This is a genomic window from Synechococcus sp. CS-1328 (assembly GCF_025128095.1).
GTDB lineage: Bacteria > Cyanobacteriota > Cyanobacteriia > PCC-6307 > Cyanobiaceae > CBW1002.
The window spans coordinates 1-19,680 of sequence record NZ_JAHLYT010000036.1; the positions used below are offsets into that span (position 1 = coordinate 1).

Annotated in this window: 21 protein-coding genes and 1 pseudogene; 16 read left to right on the top strand and 6 right to left on the bottom strand. The window is 63.0% G+C overall.

Translation table 11 applies throughout. From position 1 onward, the window contains the following. Positions 1–645: 645 nt before the first annotated feature. The 3 genes from KQ310_RS06235 to KQ310_RS06245 are packed head-to-tail and all read left to right on the top strand — an operon-like array spanning position 646 to position 2,244. Positions 646–1,332 carry an alpha/beta family hydrolase gene (locus KQ310_RS06235; protein ID WP_259720908.1) on the top strand — a complete coding sequence of 229 codons (687 nt, stop codon included), beginning with the start codon at positions 646–648 and terminating at the stop codon, positions 1,330–1,332. Positions 1,333–1,382: 50 nt separating this feature from the next. Beyond that, positions 1,383–2,087, top strand: a complete 705-nt coding sequence (locus tag KQ310_RS06240; protein WP_259720909.1) for an HD domain-containing protein — start codon at positions 1,383–1,385, stop codon at positions 2,085–2,087. Next, the gene (locus KQ310_RS06245; protein ID WP_259720910.1) at positions 2,080–2,244 is read left to right on the top strand and encodes a hypothetical protein; all 165 of its coding nucleotides are present in this window, start codon (positions 2,080–2,082) and stop codon (positions 2,242–2,244) included. The genes KQ310_RS06240 and KQ310_RS06245 overlap by 8 nt, the downstream gene beginning before the upstream one ends. On the opposite strand, the gene KQ310_RS06250 is transcribed toward KQ310_RS06245, so the two are convergent. Beyond that, a complete protein-coding gene (locus KQ310_RS06250) occupies positions 2,231–2,887 on the bottom strand; it encodes a plasmid pRiA4b ORF-3 family protein (RefSeq protein ID WP_259720911.1) in 657 nt (218 codons plus the stop codon). The two genes, KQ310_RS06245 and KQ310_RS06250, sit on opposite strands and share 14 nt — an antisense overlap. 119 nt (positions 2,888–3,006) lie before the next feature. Here KQ310_RS06250 and KQ310_RS06255 point away from each other — a divergent pair, with 119 nt between their 5' ends. From KQ310_RS06255 to KQ310_RS06265, 3 genes and pseudogenes are all read left to right on the top strand, one after another. Next, on the top strand, positions 3,007–3,324 hold the full coding sequence (locus tag KQ310_RS06255; protein WP_259720912.1) for a hypothetical protein: 318 nt from the start codon (positions 3,007–3,009) through the stop codon (positions 3,322–3,324). A 3-nt stretch (positions 3,325–3,327) separates the two neighbouring features. Next, positions 3,328–5,739 (top strand): annotated as a pseudogene (locus KQ310_RS06260) (N-6 DNA methylase). Beyond that, positions 5,730–7,352, top strand: coding sequence for a restriction endonuclease subunit S (locus tag KQ310_RS06265; RefSeq protein WP_259720913.1), 1,623 nt, complete (start codon positions 5,730–5,732; stop codon positions 7,350–7,352). Before KQ310_RS06260 ends, KQ310_RS06265 begins: the two are co-directional and overlap by 10 nt. Positions 7,353–7,363: 11 nt before the next feature. On the opposite strand, the gene KQ310_RS06270 is transcribed toward KQ310_RS06265, so the two are convergent. After that, on the bottom strand, positions 7,364–8,113 hold the full coding sequence (locus tag KQ310_RS06270; protein WP_311134709.1) for an RES family NAD+ phosphorylase: 750 nt from the start codon (positions 8,111–8,113) through the stop codon (positions 7,364–7,366). A 5-nt stretch (positions 8,114–8,118) separates the two neighbouring features. After that, positions 8,119–8,439 carry an MbcA/ParS/Xre antitoxin family protein gene (locus tag KQ310_RS06275; protein ID WP_259720914.1) on the bottom strand — a complete coding sequence of 107 codons (321 nt, stop codon included), beginning with the start codon at positions 8,437–8,439 and terminating at the stop codon, positions 8,119–8,121. Between the two features lie 273 nt (positions 8,440–8,712). On the opposite strand from KQ310_RS06275, the gene KQ310_RS06280 reads away from it, so the two are divergent. The 7 genes from KQ310_RS06280 to KQ310_RS06310 all read left to right on the top strand — a co-directional run bounded on the left by KQ310_RS06280 (position 8,713) and on the right by KQ310_RS06310 (position 16,148). Continuing rightward, positions 8,713–8,883, top strand: coding sequence for a hypothetical protein (locus KQ310_RS06280; RefSeq protein ID WP_259720915.1), 171 nt, complete (start codon positions 8,713–8,715; stop codon positions 8,881–8,883). Beyond that, positions 8,880–9,563 carry a type I restriction endonuclease gene (locus KQ310_RS06285; RefSeq protein ID WP_259720916.1) on the top strand — a complete coding sequence of 228 codons (684 nt, stop codon included), beginning with the start codon at positions 8,880–8,882 and terminating at the stop codon, positions 9,561–9,563. Before KQ310_RS06280 ends, KQ310_RS06285 begins: the two co-directional genes overlap by 4 nt. Positions 9,564–9,575: 12 nt before the next feature. Then, positions 9,576–11,492, top strand: a complete 1,917-nt coding sequence (locus KQ310_RS06290) for a type I restriction endonuclease subunit R (RefSeq protein WP_259720917.1) — start codon at positions 9,576–9,578, stop codon at positions 11,490–11,492. 3 nt (positions 11,493–11,495) lie between these two features. After that, a complete protein-coding gene (locus KQ310_RS06295; RefSeq protein ID WP_259720918.1) occupies positions 11,496–11,924 on the top strand; it encodes a hypothetical protein in 429 nt (142 codons plus the stop codon). Then, the gene (locus KQ310_RS06300; RefSeq protein WP_259720919.1) at positions 11,924–12,643 is read left to right on the top strand and encodes a M48 family metallopeptidase; all 720 of its coding nucleotides are present in this window, start codon (positions 11,924–11,926) and stop codon (positions 12,641–12,643) included. Before KQ310_RS06295 ends, KQ310_RS06300 begins: the two co-directional genes overlap by 1 nt. Positions 12,644–13,762: 1,119 nt before the next feature. Continuing rightward, positions 13,763–14,980, top strand: coding sequence for a cytochrome P450 (locus tag KQ310_RS06305; RefSeq protein ID WP_259720920.1), 1,218 nt, complete (start codon positions 13,763–13,765; stop codon positions 14,978–14,980). A gap of 64 nt (positions 14,981–15,044) precedes the next feature. Further along, positions 15,045–16,148: an MFS transporter gene (locus KQ310_RS06310; protein ID WP_259720921.1), complete on the top strand. Its 1,104-nt coding sequence runs from the start codon at positions 15,045–15,047 to the stop codon at positions 16,146–16,148. A gap of 229 nt (positions 16,149–16,377) precedes the next feature. Here the strand turns inward: KQ310_RS06310 and KQ310_RS06315 are convergent, their stop codons facing one another. From KQ310_RS06315 to KQ310_RS06325, 3 genes are read right to left on the bottom strand one after another with little or no spacing between them, the layout of a single operon-like run. Beyond that, complete coding sequence (locus KQ310_RS06315) at positions 16,378–17,058, bottom strand: LrgB family protein (RefSeq protein ID WP_259720922.1); 681 nt, start codon at positions 17,056–17,058, stop codon at positions 16,378–16,380. After that, a complete protein-coding gene (locus KQ310_RS06320; RefSeq protein WP_259720923.1) occupies positions 17,058–17,456 on the bottom strand; it encodes a CidA/LrgA family protein in 399 nt (132 codons plus the stop codon). Before KQ310_RS06320 ends, KQ310_RS06315 begins: the two co-directional genes overlap by 1 nt. Continuing rightward, positions 17,453–17,947 carry a hypothetical protein gene (locus KQ310_RS06325; protein ID WP_259720924.1) on the bottom strand — a complete coding sequence of 165 codons (495 nt, stop codon included), beginning with the start codon at positions 17,945–17,947 and terminating at the stop codon, positions 17,453–17,455. Before KQ310_RS06325 ends, KQ310_RS06320 begins: the two co-directional genes overlap by 4 nt. Positions 17,948–18,626: 679 nt before the next feature. Between KQ310_RS06325 and KQ310_RS06330 the strand changes: the two genes are divergently transcribed. From KQ310_RS06330 to KQ310_RS06340, 3 genes are read left to right on the top strand one after another with little or no spacing between them, the layout of a single operon-like run. Beyond that, positions 18,627–19,007, top strand: coding sequence for an amidase family protein (locus KQ310_RS06330; RefSeq protein ID WP_259720925.1), 381 nt, complete (start codon positions 18,627–18,629; stop codon positions 19,005–19,007). Beyond that, on the top strand, positions 18,956–19,294 hold the full coding sequence (locus KQ310_RS06335) for an HD-GYP domain-containing protein (protein ID WP_399237796.1): 339 nt from the start codon (positions 18,956–18,958) through the stop codon (positions 19,292–19,294). Before KQ310_RS06330 ends, KQ310_RS06335 begins: the two co-directional genes overlap by 52 nt. Continuing rightward, positions 19,287–19,592, top strand: a complete 306-nt coding sequence (locus tag KQ310_RS06340; RefSeq protein ID WP_259720927.1) for a hypothetical protein — start codon at positions 19,287–19,289, stop codon at positions 19,590–19,592. The genes KQ310_RS06335 and KQ310_RS06340 overlap by 8 nt, the downstream gene beginning before the upstream one ends. The last annotated feature ends 88 nt before the right edge of the window (positions 19,593–19,680 follow it).

Here is a 19,680-nt window from a genome sequence, read left to right on the forward strand (position 1 = left end):
ACAGCCCCTCTGGCTGCCGGTGCCTGCTGCAGCCGACGATTGGCCGGAAACACCGGCATTGAGATGCCGATAACCAAGACCATTGGTTCAGCACGTGCTTGGCTCGCTGGCGCTGCTGGTTTTGGGCGACAAACTCCTAGGGACAGCTCAGCCCACAACAAAGCCCGGACGCTGGCCCCGGGCTTTGTCTGCTCAGCTGTGGTGCCGTCCCAAGGGGGTCGGGCGCAGCTGCGCGGTCGGTTGATCGTTGTCAGATCAGGGTGTTTTCAGTTGTGGGCGGAGCTGCTGACGCTGGCACCTGGGGCCAGGTGTCTATCGGGACGTTCCGTTAGGTCCGGGGCACCTGAGGCGGTGCAATGGACGGCGACTTGGCTACACGCCAGGAACGTCAGTGATCCGTCGAGAGTGTTGGAGCAGGGGCCGGATCGTCAGCTCACTCCTGACGGTTGCTCAGGTGGGGTGTCTTCCATGCGCTGGAGCCTCCCGGGTGTCGATGGAGTCAGAATCGGACGGGTGGAGGTTCAGGGCAATAGGGGTTTATGCCTCAGCGGGCGATGGGTCCGTCCAGCTCGACTCAGCCAGAAGGTCTTTGATCTGCGGAATCTGGTCTCTGGGCAATGACAGAGGCGCCGCCAGGATGGGGCCATGAACAACGAGGCCCCTGCCAACGCACCGCGGTTGATTGATGGTCCCGATGCGGCGGCAGCCACCGTGCTTCTGGCCCATGGAGCCGGTGCGCCGATGGACAGCCCGTTCATGGAGGCGATGGCCAGTGGTCTGGCGCAATGGGGCTGGCGCGTGGTGCGCTTTGAATTTCCGTATATGGCCCGCAGACGCGAGACAGGCCGCCGTCAGGGACCCGATCGGATGCCGTTGCTGCTGGAGGCGTTCCGCCAGCAGGTGCGGCTCGAGAAGACGGAGCAACCGGGCCGGCCGGTGTTCATCGGCGGCAAGTCGATGGGCGGTCGGGTGGCCAGCCTGCTCGTGGACGAACAGGCCGCCAGCGGCGGGGTGCATGGCTGCCTCTGCCTGGGGTATCCCTTCCATCCGCCGGGCAAGCCGCAGCAGCAGCGCACCGAGCACCTGGCTGCATTGCAGACCCCCACCCTGATCCTGCAGGGGGAGCGCGACACATTTGGCCGTCCGGAAGAGGTGGCGACCTACAGCCTCTCGCCCCAGGTGCGGCTGCAGTGGATCCCCTGCGGCGACCACAGTTTCAAGCCCACACGCAGCTCCGGACTCAGCGAGGCGGAGAACTGGGCCACGTCGGTGGACTGCAGCCACGCGTTCCTGACTGAGCTGCTGGAGCGCATCAGCCCAGAAGCCCATTGACGCCGCTGCTTCAGCCCATCAGTACCGGATTCACCCATCCGGATTCACCCATGACACATCAACCCCCAGCCCACAGTGAGCGCTACAGCGAGGCCCTGCTCTGGGCCGCCCAGCTGCACCGCTACCAGACCCGCAAGGGCAAGGGTGTGCCCTACATCTCCCACCTGATCGCCGTGAGCGGCATGGTCTGGGAAGACGGCGGCAGCGAAAACGAGGCGATCGCCGGCCTGCTGCACGACGCGATCGAAGACGCGGGTCAGAGCCACGGCGCGATCGCCGAGCGCTTTGGCGAGGAGGTAGCCGGGATCGTGCGCGACTGCACCGACACCCAGGGGCCAGTGGCGCCAGGTGCCCCAAAGGAACCCTGGCTCTTGCGCAAGACCCGCTATGTGGCGGGCCTGGAGCACAAGAGCGACGGCTCCCTGCGGGTGACGGCGGCCGACAAGGCCCACAACGCCCGCGACATGGTGCTCGATGCCCGCCACGATCCCCACAGCTGGGAACGCTTCAATGCCGGCCTCGATGGCAGTGCCTGGTATCTGCTGCGGATCCACCAGACCCTGAGTCACCGCCTGCCCGGCAGCCGCTCCAACGAGCTGCTCGGGGAAGCGGTGAAGGAGATCCTGGCCAGCGAGGCCTACCGGCGGCTGGTGCCTCCCGGTATCGCCCCGGCGGTGTGGGCAATTGGGTATGTGGAGAGGCGGCAACAGCCATCGTTGGAACCATCAGATCCTGGTGGATCTTTTGATGCCTGAACCTGAGAGCAATCCACTGCCGGCAATGGCGATCTCCTTACGGGAGGAGCCAGTGCCGCAGCTGGAGCAACTGCTCAAGCGCGAGCCAGACAACTGGGAAGCACGCCAGACGCTGGACCTGATCCGCAGTTGCGACAGGCTGATCAGCGATCACTGAGGTCTGGGCGGAGCTTGCGGTGCCGGCCGCGGGCCTTGGCCCACCACCACAGGGCAGTGTTCACAGCCTTGCGGTCAAAACGCTCCGGATCGAAGTCGCCGCCCCATTCGACCTGGCTGGCGTGATCCTCGTGACTGGGATCAGCAGTCGCCTCAAGGAACCTGCCGTAGCCGCCGCTGCCGCCCACGTCCTCAGGCGGGCAGGCGCGGCAACCGTCGATGCACCACGGCAACCACTGCTCCATCGGATTGACCAGTACCACCTTCTCCAGCAGCAGGGTGTGCTCCCAGCTGTCGCCCAGGTCGTAGGCATAGGTGACGGAATCGCCCACCAGGGGAAGGATGGTGCGGGCCTTGACGCGGGTTTCGTCGCGCTGCCGGGCGATGAACGCGTCATCGCCGAAACCGTCATCCCAGGGCGGGGTGTAAAAGATCTGGTCGTCGAAGCGTTGACCGGTGATGAACTGATGCAGGTGGTAGTCCTGCCAGCCCATCACGATCTGCAGCACCTCATGCAGCCGCCCCAGGGTGATCGTGTCCTCCACCCAGAGACGGCGCCAGATGGGGGGCTCGATGCCGTCGAGGGTCACCTGCAACTGCAGGGCTGCAACGACTACCGGAGGAGGCCTGAGCTGAGAGGGCATGGACACAGAAGAACCCACACCAGGATCGCGATGACACTCCGATCTGTCAGAGCGGCTTAGCCAAGGCCTACGTCCACCGGCTGAAACCACTGCATCCGCCGCATCTGGCGCTTCTCGCCATGCAGCACGATCTGCCTGTGGCCCCGGCGCCAGTGGGGCCGGCTGAAGTGGCCCAGGCAGTCAAAAAACAGATTCCAGCCTCAGAGAGGCCCGCTGGCCAGCATCGTTCCCCTGGCGAAAGCTCCGCCGATACGGTGGGGGCGATCGTGATGCCCTTCTCCCTGGCGATGCCTTCCCCTGCGCTTCTGCCTGCTGTGATGCGCTGTCTTGAGAAGGTGCAGGAACCCAGCCGCCGGCTGCAACGCCTCTCGCGGCAAGGCTGGCTGGACGACATCCCCCCAGCCATGCTGGCCAGCGCCCAAGGGGAGGCGGCCTGAACCATGGCCATCCGTAAATCCGAGCTCTATTCCAGCCTCTGGGCCAGCTGCGATGAGCTGCGTGGCGGCATGGATGCCAGCCAGTACAAGGACTATGTGCTGGTGCTGCTGTTCATCAAGTACATCAGCGACAAGTACGCCGGCCAGCCCTATGCGCCTCTGGTGATCCCGGAGGGTGCGTGTTTTGACGCCATGGTGGCCCTCAAGGGCAAGGTGGAAATCGGCGACCGCATCAACAAGGAGATCATCGCCCCGCTGGTGGCTGCCAACCAGCAGCTCAGCCAGAGCGACTTTCCCGATTTCAACGACCAGGCGAAGCTCGGGAGCGGCAAGGAGTTGGTGGAGAGGCTCACCAACCTGATCGCGATCTTCGAGAAGCCAGAGCTCAACTTCTCAAGCAACCGGGCGGATGACGACGATATCCTCGGCGACGCCTATGAGTACCTGATGCGCCACTTCGCCAGCGAGAGCGGCAAGAGCAAAGGGCAGTTCTATACGCCTGCCGAGGTGAGCCGCATCAAGGCCTAGGTGCTGGAGATCGAGAAAGAGGCCACCTCGGCCGACACCACAGTGTGTGATCCCACCTGCGGATCGGGGTCGCTTCTTCTCAAGGTGGCCGCTCAGGCCCGCACACCGGTGACGCTCTACGGCCAGGAGAAAGACGCAGCCACCAGCGGTCTGGCGCGGATGAACATGATCCTGCACGGCAATCCCACTGCCACCATCTGGCAGGGGAACACGATCGCCGACCCGAAGCTCACCGAGGGGGAGCAGCTCAAGCAGTTCGACTTCGTGGTTGCCAATCCGCCCTTCTCCGACAAACGTTGGAGCACCGGCCTCGATGCAGCGAAGGATCCCTACGGTCGGTTTGCTGGCTTCGGGATTCCTCCGGCGAAACAGGGCGACTACGCCTACCTGCTCCACATCGTGCGCACGCTCAAGAGCACAGGCCGAGGCAGCTGCATCCTTCCCCACGGGGTGTTGTTCCGCGGCAATGCCGAAGCGGAGATCCGCAAGAACCTGGTGCAGCGCGGACTGATCAAGGGGATCATCGGACTGCCGGCCAACCTCTTTTATGGCACTGGCATCCCCGCCTGCATTGTGGTGATCGATAAGCGGGAGGCGGGCAGCCGGGAGGGGATCTTCCTGTTGGATGCCAGCAAGGGCTTCATCAAGGATGGCCCCAAGAACCGCCTGCGTGAGCGCGATATCCACAAGATCGTGGATGTGTTCACCCGTCAGCTGGAGGTGCCGGGCTACGCACGCTTCGTGCCCAACGAGGAGATCGCCGGACACGATTACAACCTCAATCTGCCCCGCTATATCGACAGTTCTGAACCGGAAGACCTGCAGGACATCGAGGCCCACCTGCACGGCGGCATCCCCGAGCGCGACATCGACGCTCTGGAGGCTTACTGGCAGGTGTGCCCGCAGCTGCGCGAGGCCCTGTTCCGCCCGTTACGGCCTGGCTATCTGGAGCTGGCGGTGGCGCCCTCGGAGCTCAAGGCCACGATCACGGCCCATCCCCAGTTCGCCGGCTTCCTGGCGGACATGGCCCAGCACTTTGCGGCCTGGCGGTATCAGGCAGCGGCAGGCCTGCTGCTGAGGTTGAAGCCGGGCTGCCACCCCAAGGCGGTGATCCGCGAGTTGTGCGAAGACCTGCTGATCGACTACCAGGACCAGCCGCTGATCGATGCCTATGCGGTGTACCAGCTGCTGCTCGACCAGTGGGCCCAATCGATGCAAGACGATGTGTATGCGATCAGCGCCGACGGTTGGCGAGCCACGCCCTACCGGCTGCTGGAGAAAGGCAAAAATGGCAGAAGCAAAGACAAGGGCTGGGCCTGCGATCTGGTGCCCAAGGAGCTGCTGGTGCGGCAGCTGCTTGCCGACGAGCTGGAGATGGTCGAGGGGCTCCGCAGCGAACTGGAGGGAACCAGCAGCCGCCTGGCGGAGCTGGAGGAGGAACACGGCGGCGACGGGGGCTTCTATGCCGAGTTGGACAAACTCAACAAGGCAAACGTGAGCGCCCGCATCAAGGAGATGCACCGTGATCCGGAAGCAGCGGATGAGCTGGCTGCCCTGCGGGATTGGCTGCTGTTGTCGGAGGACGAACTCAAGACCAAGCGTGCCCTCAAGGCCGCCGAGGCCGAGCTCGACGACCTTGCCTATAGCCTCTACGACGGCCTCAGCGAGCTCGACGTGCGAGAGCTGGTGGTGGAGGGCAAGTGGCTGGCCAGCCTGGAGCAGGCGGTGGCCGCAGAAGTGGAACGGGTGAGCCAGGCCCTCACCAGCCGCCTCAAGGAGCTGGTCGAACGCTACGGCGAGGCGCTACCGGCGATCAGCCAGCTCGTGGATGAACTGGAGGCGCGGGTGGCCGGGCATCTGGAGCGGATGGGGTTCGCATGGAACTGAAACCGGGCTACAAGCAGACGGAAGTGGGGGTGATCCCGGAGGGGTGGGATTGCGTGCATATAGGTGACGTGGCTGAAACGTCCTCTGGAGCAACACCCCCAAGAGCCAAACAGCAGGAATACTTCGACCGGGGGACCACTCTATGGGTGAAGACGCTAGACCTCAACAACTCTTCGATACTCGAAACAGATGAGTGCGTAACACCAAGTGCTCTTCAGCAAACTTCGCTACGGCTGTATCCAAGTGGATCCGTGCTCGTTGCGATGTATGGGGGATTTAACCAGATCGGGCGTACGGGCATGCTCACAAAGGATGCGACAATTAACCAAGCCCTAACGGCTATTCGCCCAGACCAAAGCAGGCTATCGTCGAGGCTTCTACTGAACTATCTCAACTTTAGAGTTGAATACTGGAAATCGGTTGCAAGCAGCAGCCGAAAGGATCCCAATATTACTGGCAGAGATGTGCGTGAGTTCCCCATTCCCCTGCCACCTCTTAGAGAGCAAGAGGCCGCAGGTGAAGCCCTCCAAGACATTGAAGATCAAATCTTGATGTTTGGCGAGCTAATCGACAAGAAAACGAAAATCAAACAGGCCGCCATGCAGGAGCTGCTCACCGGCAAGCGGCGGCTGCCGGGGTTTGAGGGGGAGTGGGAGGTGAAAAGGCTGGGGGAGATCTGTGAGATTGGCATGGGACGAACGCCCTCACGCCTTGACGAAAGAATGTGGGGCTCGGGTCACCCTTGGCTATCTATCGCAGACTTGCAAAAGAAAGTGGTGTCTGAGTCTAAGGAGCAAATTACAGAGATTGCTGCTGCTCTCATGTCAATCGTGCGCAAGGGCACACTACTCATGAGCTTCAAGCTCTCAATTGGTCGTCTTTGCTTTGCTGGCTGTGACCTGTTTACTAATGAAGCAATTTGCAGCTTCAACCGGCTGACTGCCAATCCTGACTATCTCTACTATGCACTTGGCCGGACAGACTTCTCACTTTACGGCAAGCAGGCTGTAAAAGGATACACGCTCAATAAGGAATCCCTCAACCTCGTTGAGGTAGAACTCCCATCCCAGGATGAGCAAACCGCCATCGCCACCGTCCTCTCTGACATGGACTCCGAGCTATTAGACTTGGAAGCCCGCTGCGAAAAATGCCCGCGTGCTCAAGCAGGGGATGATGCAAGAGCTGCTTACCGGCAGGACGCGGCTGAAATGAAGATCTCCACTATCCTCGACCACATCGACAACGGCCACATAGCCCTGCCCGAGTTCCAGCGGGGCTATGTCTGGAACCGTGATCAGCTGCGGGGGCTGTTCGATTCGCTGTACAAGCGACACCTCGTCGATGGCCTTCTGGTGTGGGCCACGGAGTCTCAGCCCGGCACCCTCGCCTACGACTTCGCTGATCCAGACACCGGTGAGCAGCGGGCCGTCTTCGATCTGGCCTGGCCCAACGGCATCCAGGAGGAGCTCAGCCAACCGGTGGCGGTGTTGCTCAACGAAGGGGAAGAAACATTGGGCATTGCCAGTGCTGCTGGCTATCGCTGCTTCACCACCCCTGCCGCCTTCAAGACGTACGTGGTGCGGGAGATCCTGAGTGTGCCCATGCCCGGCTGAGTGGACTCCCCTCAGGCCGCAGCCTGCGGCAACTCCCCATCCACCAGGAACAGCTCCCGGGAGAAGCGATGCACCATCCCATCGTCGTGACTCAGGAAAGAGGCGTGATCACTGTTGATCTCACAGGTGATCTCCACCTGATCGAAGGGAGTGGAGGTCATGGCCGACGGTGTGAAGAGGCCCACCTGCAACAGAGGCTCCCTGGAACGGGCGCTCAGGTACTCAAAGGCCTCGATGCCCGCTTCCCGCATCCATTGGCCCAGCCGCTGGCTTGGCCCGTACTGGCGTGGGTCTTGCAGGGTGGACTGGGCAGTGTCATCCGCGAGAGTCTGCAACTGAAGTCCATGGCTGGTGTCGATCAACACCGAGAACAGCGTCTGCCGGCGACGGATCGAAGTAGGAGGGGGTTGTTGCATGCCTTCCCAGAACAGCAGGGCGTAGTAGGCCCCCTCCACTAACGATCCGGCGCGGCTGCGGGAGCCATAGAACATCCCTCTGCTTTCCCGCCCGCCGAAGCGTGAGCCATGCCGCAGGGGCGGATAGCGGAACGGGGTAGTGAGCAGCGGATGGCTGGACGCCGACGTTGGGAAGGAGTGCAATGGGGGCTTGCTGGTTTCCACCAGGGCCTCCAGCCGCGCCAGCTGATCCAGGTCATCCACCAGGGGGCCAAGCGTATCGATGCCCTGCTGTTGCACCAGCCGCAGCACCGTTCCCGTCAGCAACACCTCCGGGGCATCCTGAACGAGAAGGATCAGATCCATTGCGGTCAGATCCGGGCGCGCATGGCGTCGAGGTAGTGCACGATCTCCACCAGTGCCTCAGCACGCTGCACCTGCTCGGCCGGCACACCTCCGGTGTGGCTGTTGGTGGTGTGAAACCAGTGGCGCATCTGCGTAGGGTCGTTGCCCACCAGTCCCGCCAGGCTGCGGTAGAGCCGCACCACCAGCAGGGCCAGCTCACCGGTCTTGGAGGCTGGGTTGATGCTTTTGCCACGGGCAAAGAGAGACCGGTCGCGACCCAGCACCCGCGCCAGGGCCGTGCGGCTCAGCTCGAGCTCGTCCGATGCCCGCAGTACCGCCTGGAGCAAGAGCTGGCCATCCGTAAGCGGGTCCGCTGGAGCCTCCACTGGAGGCGCGCGATCAACAAGCGGCATCGATCTGATGCATCTGCATCAATTCTAGTCTTGCTGTGGGGAAATCAGCAGGCTGCCTGGCGGAATTCCTGTCTGCCGGGTCACTCCGATGGTCCTCATCCATCGGCTTGTTCCATCTGGCATCGGTGGTGCGGCGGCTGTGCCGCAAGACAGGTTTCCCCGTAGCCTCCATTTGAGGCTCTACGCCCAACTCCTGGCGCTGGTCCGATGAAGCCCGCCCTCTCCCCCAGCGATCAGCAGATCCTCACGGCTCTCCAGCAGGCCGTGGCCGCCGAGCTGGAGCGCAAGCGCCGCCTTGGCCAGTACGTGGTGACCTGGCAGGACGGCAAGGCCATGGTGCAGGGGCCTGATGCCCCGCAGCCTCTAGCCGCTGCATGAGCACGCCGGAACGGGTCACCCAGAACCGCATCGTCAAGCTGTTCCGTGAGGAACTGAACTATCGCTATCTGGGGGACTGGAAGGACCGCGTTGGCAACAGCAACATCGAGGAGGAGCTCCTGACCGGCTACCTCCAACGTCGCGGCTACAGCCCGGCAGAGATCAGCGGTGCTCTTTATCAGCTCCGGATTGCCGCCGACATCAGCCAGGTGGGCCTGTATGAGGCCAATCGCAGGGTCTACTCCCTGCTGCGCTATGGGGTGCAGGTCAAGGCCGCCGCCGATCAACCCACCAGCACCGTGGCCCTGATCGACTGGCAGACACCTGAGGCCAACGACTTCGCCATTGCTGAGGAAGTCACTCTGAAGGGCCATCAAGAGCGGCGCCCCGATCTGGTGCTCTACGTGAACGGTATCGCCGTCGGCGTGATCGAGCTCAAGCGCAGCAGGGTGAGCATCGGTGATGGCATTCGCCAGAACCTCTCCAACCAGCAGCCGCAGTTCAACGCCTGGTTCTTCGCCACCAACCAGCTGGTCTTTGCCGGCAACGACACCGAGGGCCTGCGCTATGGCGCCATCCTCACACCGGAGAAGTTCTTCCTCAGCTGGAAGGAAGACGAAGCCGATAACAGCCGCCTGAAGATCGATAAATACCTGCTCAAGATCTGCCGAAAAGATTGATTGATTGAGCTGATGCGCGATTTCGTGCTCTTCGATGCCGGCATCAAGAAGCTGCCACGGGTGCATCAGTACGTCGGCATCAAGGCGGCCCAGCAACATGTGCTCAACCACCAAGGCGGCATCATCTGGCACACCCAGGGCAGCGGCAAGAGCATTGTGATGGTGCTGTTGGCCCGCTGGATCCTGGCCACCAACCCCCATGCCCGCGTGGTGGTCATCACCGACCGCGACGAACTCGATACGCAGATCGCAGGCGTGTTCGGTGGCGCGGGCGAAACCATCCATCGCACCAGCAGCGGCAGGGATCTGATGCAGGCCTTGGGCAAGCCCACGCCTCGCCTGCTCTGCTCCCTGGTCCACAAGTACGGTGTTCGTGGAGTCGATGACTTCGAGACCTTCCTTCAGCAGCTCCAGGCCCAACCCAGTCGAGCAGTAGGTGAGCTGTTCATCTTTGTGGATGAGTGTCACCGCACCCAGAGCGGCAAGCTGAACCGTGTGATGAAGGCGTTGCTGCCGGAGGCGGTGTTCATCGGCTTCACCGGCACTCCCCTGCTCAAGAAAGACAAGGCCACCAGCCTGGAAGTCTTCGGCGGCTACATCCACACCTACAAGTTCAGCGAAGGCGTGGAAGATCAGGTCGTGCTCGACCTGGTCTACGAAGCCCGCGACATCGATCAAAGGCTCAGTTCACAGGAGAAGGTGGATCAGTGGTTTGATGCCAAAACTGCCCGGCTCAATCCCTGGCAGCAGCGCGAACTCAAGCGCCAGTGGGGCACCTTGCAGTCGGTGCTGAGTTCCAAAGCACGGACGAACCGGATCGTGGCCGACATCCTCTTTGATTTCTCCGTGCAACCACGGCTGGCAAGCCAACGCGGCAATGCCATCCTGGTAGCCTCCAGCATCCACGAGGCCTGCCGTTACTTCGATCTGTTCAATCAGACTGAGCTCAAGGGCAAATGTGCCGTGATCACCTCCTACGACCCCCAAGCGAAAGACATTACCAAGGAAGAGGTGGGCACAAACACCGAAACCGACAAGCAGTTCATCTACAACACCTACACCAAGTTGCTTGATGGCATCGCAGCCCAGCCGGGAAGGACCCGTACGGAAACCTTCGAGGAACAAGCCAAGCAGCTGTTCATCAACCAGCCTGCCCAGATGAAGCTGCTGATCGTGGTGGACAAGCTGTTGACGGGATTCGACGCCCCCTCCTGCAGCGTGCTCTACATCGACAAGGCGATGCAAGACCACGGTCTCTTTCAGGCTATCTGTCGCACGAATCGCCTTGATGGCGACGACAAGCCCTACGGATGCATCGTGGATTACAAGGATCTCTTCAAGAAGGTGGAAAACGCCATTGCGGTGTATTCCAGCGATGCCCTCGACCACTCCGCAGGCGGTGCTGATCCCGATGTTCTCCTCCAGGACCGCCTCACCAAGGCAAGGGAGCGGCTGGAGGAGGCGATGGAGCAGGAGGCACTTCTTGCTTTGCCTGTAGCACCGCCGATGGACGAGCTGGCTGTCTTGCATCACTTCTGCGGCAATTCCGAATGCGCCGAATCCCTGCAAGAGCGAGAACTTCTGCGGATGGCCTATTACAAGGCGGTGGCTGATCTCACACGAGCCCATGCCGCCATTGCCAATGAGTTGGTGGAGGCGCGTTACTCAGCGGAGCAGGCCTCCCGCATCACGCGCCAGCGCGACAAGGCCCTGGACTGGAGGCAGGTGATACGGCTGGGAGCTGGCGAAAACCTTGACCTCAAGGCCTATGAAGCCGACATGCGCTACCTCATTGATATCTACATTGAAGCTGACCTGTCTCGCAAGATCTCTGCGTTCGACGATATCGGCCTCCTGGAGTTAATCGTCAAGACGGGAGTGGCCGAGGCCATTCAGCAGCAGTTCGGAAAGGGGGCTGTCAATCGCTAGGTCGTGGCCGAAACGATCGAGGGCAATGCCCGGCGCACCATCAACAACGAGCATGCCAACAACCCGGCCTTCTACGACAGGATGTCGAAGCTGCTTGATGACATTATCCGCTTTCGCAAGCAGCAGGCTGAGGCCTATGAGGAGTATCTCCGGCGTGTAGCTGACCTGGCTCGCCAGCTGGTCAAGAAGGCAACAAACGACTGCCCGGCCGCCTTGGATACCGATGGGAAACGTGCGCTCTGGAATAATCTAAATGGCAATCTCGAACTGACACTACGCATCGATAGCACCGTGCGTCAGATACGACCGGATGACTGGCGCGGCGTACAGTCCAAGGAACAGTTGATCAAGGCCGCCCTTTTTGGTTTGCTCCAGAACGCGGAAGAAGTGGAGCGGCTATTCCCTATCCTCGTGGCCCAGAGCGAGTACTGATGGCCCAGGTTTATCCCAGTCATCAGCTATTGATCGGAGCCCTGTCCGTAGAGGTCACCGCCAAGCCGATCAAGCACCTTCACCTTTCAGTTGTTCCTCCCTGCGGCGCCGTGCGTATCTCGGCCCCTGAGGGGATGAGCGCTGACCATGTGCGGGCTTATGCCATCGGCAAGCTCGCATGGATTCGTCGGCAGCAAGCAAGGTTTCAGAAGCAACAGAGAGAAAGTCCAAGGCTGGTCGTTGAGCGGGAATCCCACCACCTCTGGGGCAGTCGCCTGTTGCTGGAAATCCGGAACGTCAAGGCGGCTCCCAAAGTTGCAGTTCACCCCAGGAAACTGGTCTTATTCGTTCGGCCCGGATCGACAGCCGAGAAACGGCAGACCATTCTCGCTGGCTGGTATCGGAGCGAACTTCGAAAGGAAGCCACGATCCTGATTGACAAGTGGCAACAACGACTCAATGTGCAGGCCAACAAACTCTTCATCCAGGCAATGACACGTCAATGGGGGAGCTGCAATCCGGCATCTGGAAACATCCGCTTAAATACCCAACTGGCTCAGAAGCCAAAAGAATGCCTTGACTACGTGGTACTCCACGAACTCGCCCATCTACGCGTACCGAGCCATGGCGAAGAATTTATTGCATTGTTGGATAACCATCTACCAGAATGGGAAGAACGGCGTCGGTTACTGAATACCTTGCCGCTTCTCTGCAGCTGATCAGAAACGTCCATCTCTCTGACGGGATCACCAACCCGGACCTTTCTGGCAATCAATCTTGTGACCATCGAGATTCACGCTGTGTGAGGTCGCTAGTGATGTTTGCTGTACTGACTGAGTGGGCGCCGATCCATGCCTCCGTCATGGCCCTCAGCGACGAGCTGGAGGGGCTCCTGACCGAGAGGGTTCACAGGAACCCTGATTCAGTTCACGAGTCGTTCACTGAACTGAGACGAGAACATGCAACGCGCGGGTTGGCCTGGGCCCTCAGCAGTGGCCCCAGCGGAGCAAGGATCTAGAACGGCTGCGAAGGTTTGCTTTCTCACCAGGTCATTCAGCGATCAACAGCTGCTGGAGGTGCTGCTGATCGCTGAGGCCACCGAGAGCGATGTGGCATGTTCGGCGGTTTTAGATCCCCAGGCAGCGAGGCGGCCAATGATTGCGTTTCTTTGAGGTCTGGTAGGTGGTGACGTAGGCCCACTGCGCCAGAAGTGCCTTGATCAACCGTTCCGCCTTGCCGTTGGTCTGCGGCGTGTGGGGCTTGGTGTGGATGCGTTTTAGATTTCAGTGCCTGACAGGCTTTTCGCCGGTCACCGGAGCGGTGGGCGGATCCGCTGTCCGAGAGTACCCGCTGGCAGGTGATCCCCTGTTCTTCGAACCATCCGACTGCACGGGCCAGAAACCCGACAGGCATGGCTTTCTAATCGTCTGCGAGCACCTCGACGTTTTTGCCAGAGCGCACCTATCGGTGCGACGGCCAGGCGGGTGGTGTCGCCGGTGATCCGATGGCCGACAGGCTCGAAGCAGGCCAGCTGTTACTCCTTCGGAGAAGCCTGCGGCTTGGTGTCGACATGGATCATGTCCCCGGGGCGCTCCTACAGGTACCCCCGCACCGGAGGCTTGGGCTCCAGGTTTTTCATGAGCTGGCCAAGGCGGTTCACGGTGCCGCAGAAACAGGAGGCCATTGACCTGTGCCTGCACGAGGACTTCTTGCAGTGCCGTCGCTGAGCGGCTCGGCCTTCTTTCCAACAGCCTGGCCCTCTGGGTGCGTCAGGAGCAGATCAATCGCGCTCAGGGACGTGATGATGGGCTCTGGTCTGTGCACTATCGCTTTCTGTGATGTCGTTGACCCTGGCTGAACGCTCTGCCTTTCATCAGGATCCCTGCCTGCCGGGTCACCACGACCCCTACCCCATCTATGCCGCCCTGGCTGCAGAAAGCCCGGTGCACTGGTGTGAAGGTCCGCAGATGTGGATCATCCTCGGCCACCCCGAGGCTGTGGCACACATGCACGATCCACGCTGCAGCCGCCAGCGCCACCTCGACAAACTGATCGATCGCCTCGGTAGCGGCCACCTCTTCCATGACCAGAAGCTCGACATCCCTTACATGGACGGGGAACCCCACGCACAGGTTCGACACCACGTGATGGAAACCTTCCGCGGCATCGACATCCCTGGGCTGGAGGCCTTCACGCGCCGCTTCATCGCCGAGCGCCTCGATCGGATCTCGCCGGGGAGGGCCTTCGATCTGGTGCCCCTGCTGGCCGATCCACTGCCGGTGGCCGTCACCAGCGAGCTGATCGGTGTTCCACCCGATCTGCAGCAGGAGGTGCTCATGCATGTGCCTTCCTTCGTGCGAGCTCGGGGTCTCACCCAGACGGAGCAGACCACAGCGGCAGGGGATGGCGCCATCGATATCTACCGCCGTTTCTTCCTGCCCCTCATTCATGAGCGCCGCGCCAGTCCCCAGGACGATCTGCTCAGCCGCCTGATGGTCGATCCCCACCATGGCCGGCCCATCAGCGATGAGCAGCTGCTGCTGTTCATTTCGAGCAACTTCTACAGCGCCAGCGTCTTCACCCTGCGCCTGCTGGTGGGCACCATCGCCTGGGCGATGGCCAGCCATCCCGCCGCCTTCCAGCGGCTTCGCAACGACAGCTCCCTGCTCGACACGGCACTGGAGGAGGTTGTGTGCTGGGATCCACCCGCCCAGGCCCTCAATGCCAGTGTGGCCACCGAGCCGATCGAACTGGCCGGTCACACCATCCCCGCCGGCGACTCGCTCACGGCCCTGGTGGGAGCGGCCAACCGTGATCCGCGGGTGTTCCCTGATCCGCAGGTGTTCCGGATCGAGCGGGATCCCAACCCCCATGTGAGCTTTGCTCCGGGCCTGCACCAGTGCCTCGGACGCCAGCTGGCGCGCCTTCAGGGCCGTGCCGTGCTCGAGGCCTTCCGGCAGCGTTTCAGCGCCATCCACTGGCAGGAGGCGGCCTCCCATCGCTTCGTGGGTGATCGCTTCCGCGGCTTCGATCGGCTGATCCTCGAGGTGGAGTGAGCTCCTGAACCGGAATCCCTCCCAGCCCGCATCCCTGCCGCCGATTGCCCTGCTGGCTCTGGCGGTGGGAGTGAGCGTGGCCAATCCCTTCTACAGCCAGTCGCTGCTGCCGCCGATCGCCGCCGCTCTGGGCCTGACCGCCGGCACCGCGGTTCTGGTACCGGCTGTCACCCAGTGGGGGCTGTCCGCGAGCCTGCTGCTACTGCTGCCCCTGGGCGACCGGCTGGAACGGCGCCGGCTGCTGGTGGGGGCCTCCCTCGGCATGGCGGTGGCCTGCCTGGCGATCGTGATCGCCCCGGACTTCGCTCAGCTGCTGCCTGCCTTCTTTTTGGTGGGCCTCTTTGCCCTGGTGCCTTACCTCCTGCCACCGTTCGTCGCCCAGCTCACCCCGGAATCCCAGCGCGGGCAGGTGCTCGGCACCCTGCTCAGCGGACAGTTCAGCGGGCTCCTGCTGGCGCGCACCTTCAGCGGGGTTCTGGCCGAGCTGGCGGGCTGGAAGACCATCTATGCCGTGTCTGCCGTTCTGATGGTGGCCGTGGCGGCCCTGTTCCGCACCCGCTTGCCCCGCCAGCGCCCAGCCTCTCCTCCGGGCTACCTGGCCCTGCAGCGTTCGCAACTTCAGCTCTGGCTTCGCTACCCAGCCCTGCGGCAGGCCTGTCTGCGGCAGGCGCTTCTGTTCGGGGCCTTCATGGCCACATGGAGTGCGCTGGCCCTGCACCTGGCAGCGCCTCCGTGGCGACTCGGACCGGCAGCCATCGGCTGCTTCGGGCTGGTGGGCCTGGTGAGCATCTCCGCGGCCCGGCCGATCGGCCGGCTTGTGGACAGGCACGGCACTAAGCGGATCGTGCGGGCGGGCTGTGTGTTCGCTCTCGTGGGCCTTCTGCTGCTGGCTTTCGGAGCCTCCTCTCTGCCGGTCCTGGTGATCGGCATGGCCTGCCTCGATCTGGGGGTGCAGGGCGCCTATGTGGCCCACCAGACCACCGTGCTCTCCCTGGACGCATCCGCCCGCACCCGTCTGGGGACCTGGCTGTTCTTCACCGCCTACCTCGGCGCCGCCCTCTGTTCGCAGCTCGTGGCCCATGCCTGGGCCAGCTGGCAATGGCATGGGAACGCGGTCTTCGCCGCCAGCCTGGTCCTGCTCGCCCTGCTGATCCCGACCTCCGACTGACCAGAACACGGTCCACCAGGGTGCTCGTCGCACCTGAGACACTGGGCTCAGCCGAAGGATTCCCTCGTTGCTGGATCCGCTGCCCCGCCCACGTCCCTCGATCTCGAGCGGCTGCCGCAGCAGTTCCTACTGCCACCGGCCCTCACCGAGCTGGTCCAGCGGCAGAACCGGGTACGAATATATGCCCCAGCTTCCTCACGAAGCTCCCCGGCAGCTTCGTCTGAACCAGTCAGCGCCGCAGCAGGAAGCCGAGCGGCATCGCTAATAGCGCCACCGCCAGGGCCGCCAGGGCCATCCCCACCGAAGCCGCCGCGCCGGTGAGTTCTCCCTCTCGCAGAGCCTGGGCGGTTCCCTGGCCACTGGAAATTGTTCCCAGGGCCAGCCCCCTGGCCAGCGGGCTGCGGATCCCCAGCCGGCTGAGCAGGGCCGGTCCCACCACCGTGCCCAGCAGTGCGGAAGCCACCACGATGCCGGCCACCACCGGCGGATCGGCTCCCACGTCGTTCGCCAGGGCGATGGCCACCGGAGCCGTGGCGCTCTTGAGCCCGAGCGCCCCCTGCAGCGGTGCTGCCAGCCCCAGCAGCCGGGCCAGCCCTACCCCGGTAAGCATCGCCACCAGCGTGCCGCCCAGCACCGCTCCAACCACTCTGGCGCCATGGTCGATCAGCACCTGCCGGTGGCGGTGCAGGGGAACCGCAAGCGCCACGGTGGCGGGCCCCAGCCACCAGGTGATCGCGGCGCTGGCTTCGCGGTAGCCCTCCAGCCCGAGGCCGCCCAGCGTGATGGCCAGCATCACCAGCGGCGTGCTCAGCAGCACAGGCACCGTGAGCGGGGAGGGATGGCGGTGGCCGATCCAGCGGCTGAGTCCGTAGGCCGCCAGCGTCACCCCTACCCCGACCAGCAGACGCATCACGGCGAGGCCATCGGCTTGGCCGGCGACGAGCGCCAGGAACCGATCCAGCCCGCCGCGGCGATACCCGCCGCCGTGCTCAGTCCGATCACCAGCAGCAGGGCCAGTCCGTGCTCCCGCAGCAAAGCCGCATAGGCGAGCAGCCCCACGGCGATCGGCACGAAGAAGAAGGCCAGGTGCCGGTTGAACAGTCCCGCGCCGGTGCCGATCCACGCCTCCCGCACCAGCCCCGTGCTCAGCAGCAGGCTCAACAGCAACATGCCCACCAGATTCGAGGGCAGGGCCAGCGGCAGGTGTGGCGATAACACCCGGGCGAGCTGGTCGAGCCCCACCAGCAACCCAATCTGCAGCGCCAGGCGGGCGGTTGCCGCCAGGGCGGTGGCCGCCGGGCCGTTCACAGCACCATCACCGGCGGCCGCCCGTGGCCCTGCTCCTCGCAGAGCTGCCAGTTGGTGTCGAGACGAGCCTTGGCGAAGACGATGCTGGCGATGCCGCCCTCTGCGTCGAGGTTGAGGTTGGAGCCGTGGATGTGCCAGCGCACCCGGGTGTCGTTCTCCAGGATCTGGAGGGTGTGGACCGATGAGGCCGGTTCGAACCGGAACGATCCCGCCCAGTTCATGAATTCTGACTCCAGGTCCATCCAAGACTCCGAGAAGGTGTTGCCCCAGACGCTGCCAGTGTGTATCTGCATCGGGCTCTCGAAACCGGCCTGGGACACGTTATCGGTGATCCAGATGTTGTCGCAGGGGAACACCTGCAGCATTCGCAGGAGGTTGCCGCCACCGATGTCCACGAAGGGGAGATCGTCGCCCCCGATCTGCACGGCGGTGGGGGCCCAATGGACCCATTCCCGCCTGATCGGGCGGTCGCCGTCTGGACTGGTGAGCAAGACCGAAACTGTCCTGTGGGATGGGCTCAGCCTTCATCCTGCACCTGGCCGGTCTCGGCACCGTTCTTCCCTTCGCGCCGATTGCTGCGTGAAGGTCATGAAGGCCTGAATCACTGGCTGTGGCCCCAGCCGATCACTGGCGTAGGTCTCCTGATCGCGCAGGAGTGAATCCATGCAGCGCCTTGGACTCGACTGATCTGGGCAGGCCCTGCCCTGGGCATCGAGAGACCCCAGCTCACTGCCCAACAACCGCCAGCCTTGCTGCCGTGGGCTCCAAGCGGGATGGCCAACGTCAGCACTCCACCCGTGATGAGAGCGGTGGGCAGATCGCTGTCACGGATGCACTCGCCCCAGAGTTCCCACGGGGTGAGCGGAAGGGGGAAGATGATTGCTGCTCCTGGTCGAGCAGGCTAGGTGGGTCGATCATGGAGACAGGGGCTCACTGTGGACGCCCCGCTTGATGAGAAGAGGCCAGCACGTGCTCACCGGGGGGCGACTTGGCCTGTGGAACCCAGCCGAGATCTTTTCTTCCTGGATGTCCGCCCATCAGGATCGAGACCAGAGTCTTCTTGAGCGGCGGAACCCATCTTGACAACCATTCTGTGATGGTGGAGCCCGGCAGCTTTTGCCAGGCTGTCGGCGGTGCTGGTGCGGATTGGCAGTGTTGATCGGGTCTGCCTTGGGAGCACCATTGGCACACCACGCCGACCTCACCCGGAGCGGAGCCTTCGTGGCCCGCTTCGAGCTGCCGCCAAGCGGCTCCGGCCCGTTGGACGGCCTGAGCTTCGCGGTGAAGGATCTGATCGATGTGGCGGGCTGGACGACCAGCTGCGGCAACCCCAGCTGGAGGAACTCCCATCCCCCTGCTGCCGTCCATGCCGTCTGCGTCGAGCAGCTGCTGCAGCTCGGTGCCCGCTGTGTCGGCAAGACAGTGAGCGATGAGCTGGCCTTCAGCCTGCTCGGCCAGAACCACAGCCGATTCACTTCCCCTGGCTGGTGGCCGAGTCCGTGCCTCACCGCCATGAGAGCCTTGGCGGCAGTGACGATCCGAATGGTTTGAAGAGGGAGGAGATTGGCCTGGAGGGGCAGATGCTGGGCGTTGCCGATACCGTCGAAGCGATGGCCACCCATCGGCCCTACCGCTTCTCCAAGGGCATCGAGGCGGCCCTGGCCACGATCGAGGCCGGCAAGGGCAGCCTCTACGACCCAGCCGTCGTGGACGCCTGCCTGCGGCTGTTCTGGCAACAGGGCTATCAGCTGCCGAACCCAGAGAAGCGGCGGGAACTCTCCGCCCCGGCTGCCACCCCCTTGGCCAACACAGAGTCCAAAGGCGAGCGCCATGGATGAAGCCGCCATTCCACGGCTGGAAGCCCTCAGCCGCGACTACAGCGAAACTCCGCGCCGCATTCTGTTCGTTCTCGGCTCCGGCGATCGGGCTGGCGCCGAGGTCTTTCGCCGCCTGGCGCCACTGCCTCACACCAGCATCGATCCCCAGCATCTCGAGGAGCTGGCTGCTGGCACCCGCCGCTCCCTGCCCCTCTCCACACCGATGCAGATGGTGCCGGAGATCGTGAGATCGCTGAGCCAGGCCAATGTGGCCATCTACCAGGTTCTGCTGCTGAGCAATGAGCAGCACGATCCGTGAAGATTCGCACGCTGTCTCTCAGTTCTGGGGTCCAGGTGGGTCGGTTCTGATCAGGGTGTGGAAGCAGCATCTTTGGGAGACAAGGGCA

Bases quoted from the DNA above. Each gene is read 5' to 3' on its own strand.
- KQ310_RS06255 (WP_259720912.1), top strand. From the start codon at position 3,007: ATGCAGCACGATCTGCCTGTGGCCCCGGCGCCAGTGGGGCCGGCTGAA.
- KQ310_RS06235 (WP_259720908.1), top strand. From the start codon at position 646: ATGAACAACGAGGCCCCTGCCAACGCACCGCGGTTGATTGATGGTCCC.
- KQ310_RS06280 (WP_259720915.1), top strand. From the start codon at position 8,713: ATGAAGCCCGCCCTCTCCCCCAGCGATCAGCAGATCCTCACGGCTCTC.
- KQ310_RS06300 (WP_259720919.1), top strand. From the start codon at position 11,924: ATGGCCCAGGTTTATCCCAGTCATCAGCTATTGATCGGAGCCCTGTCC.
- KQ310_RS06285 (WP_259720916.1), top strand. From the start codon at position 8,880: ATGAGCACGCCGGAACGGGTCACCCAGAACCGCATCGTCAAGCTGTTC.
- KQ310_RS06290 (WP_259720917.1), top strand. From the start codon at position 9,576: ATGCGCGATTTCGTGCTCTTCGATGCCGGCATCAAGAAGCTGCCACGG.
- KQ310_RS06315 (WP_259720922.1), bottom strand. From the start codon at position 17,058: ATGCGTCTGCTGGTCGGGGTAGGGGTGACGCTGGCGGCCTACGGACTC.
- KQ310_RS06240 (WP_259720909.1), top strand. From the start codon at position 1,383: ATGACACATCAACCCCCAGCCCACAGTGAGCGCTACAGCGAGGCCCTG.
- KQ310_RS06250 (WP_259720911.1), bottom strand. From the start codon at position 2,887: ATGCCCTCTCAGCTCAGGCCTCCTCCGGTAGTCGTTGCAGCCCTGCAG.
- KQ310_RS06265 (WP_259720913.1), top strand. From the start codon at position 5,730: ATGGAACTGAAACCGGGCTACAAGCAGACGGAAGTGGGGGTGATCCCG.
- KQ310_RS06245 (WP_259720910.1), top strand. From the start codon at position 2,080: ATGCCTGAACCTGAGAGCAATCCACTGCCGGCAATGGCGATCTCCTTA.
- KQ310_RS06340 (WP_259720927.1), top strand. From the start codon at position 19,287: ATGGATGAAGCCGCCATTCCACGGCTGGAAGCCCTCAGCCGCGACTAC.
- KQ310_RS06270 (WP_311134709.1), bottom strand. From the start codon at position 8,113: ATGGATCTGATCCTTCTCGTTCAGGATGCCCCGGAGGTGTTGCTGACG.
- KQ310_RS06305 (WP_259720920.1), top strand. From the start codon at position 13,763: ATGTCGTTGACCCTGGCTGAACGCTCTGCCTTTCATCAGGATCCCTGC.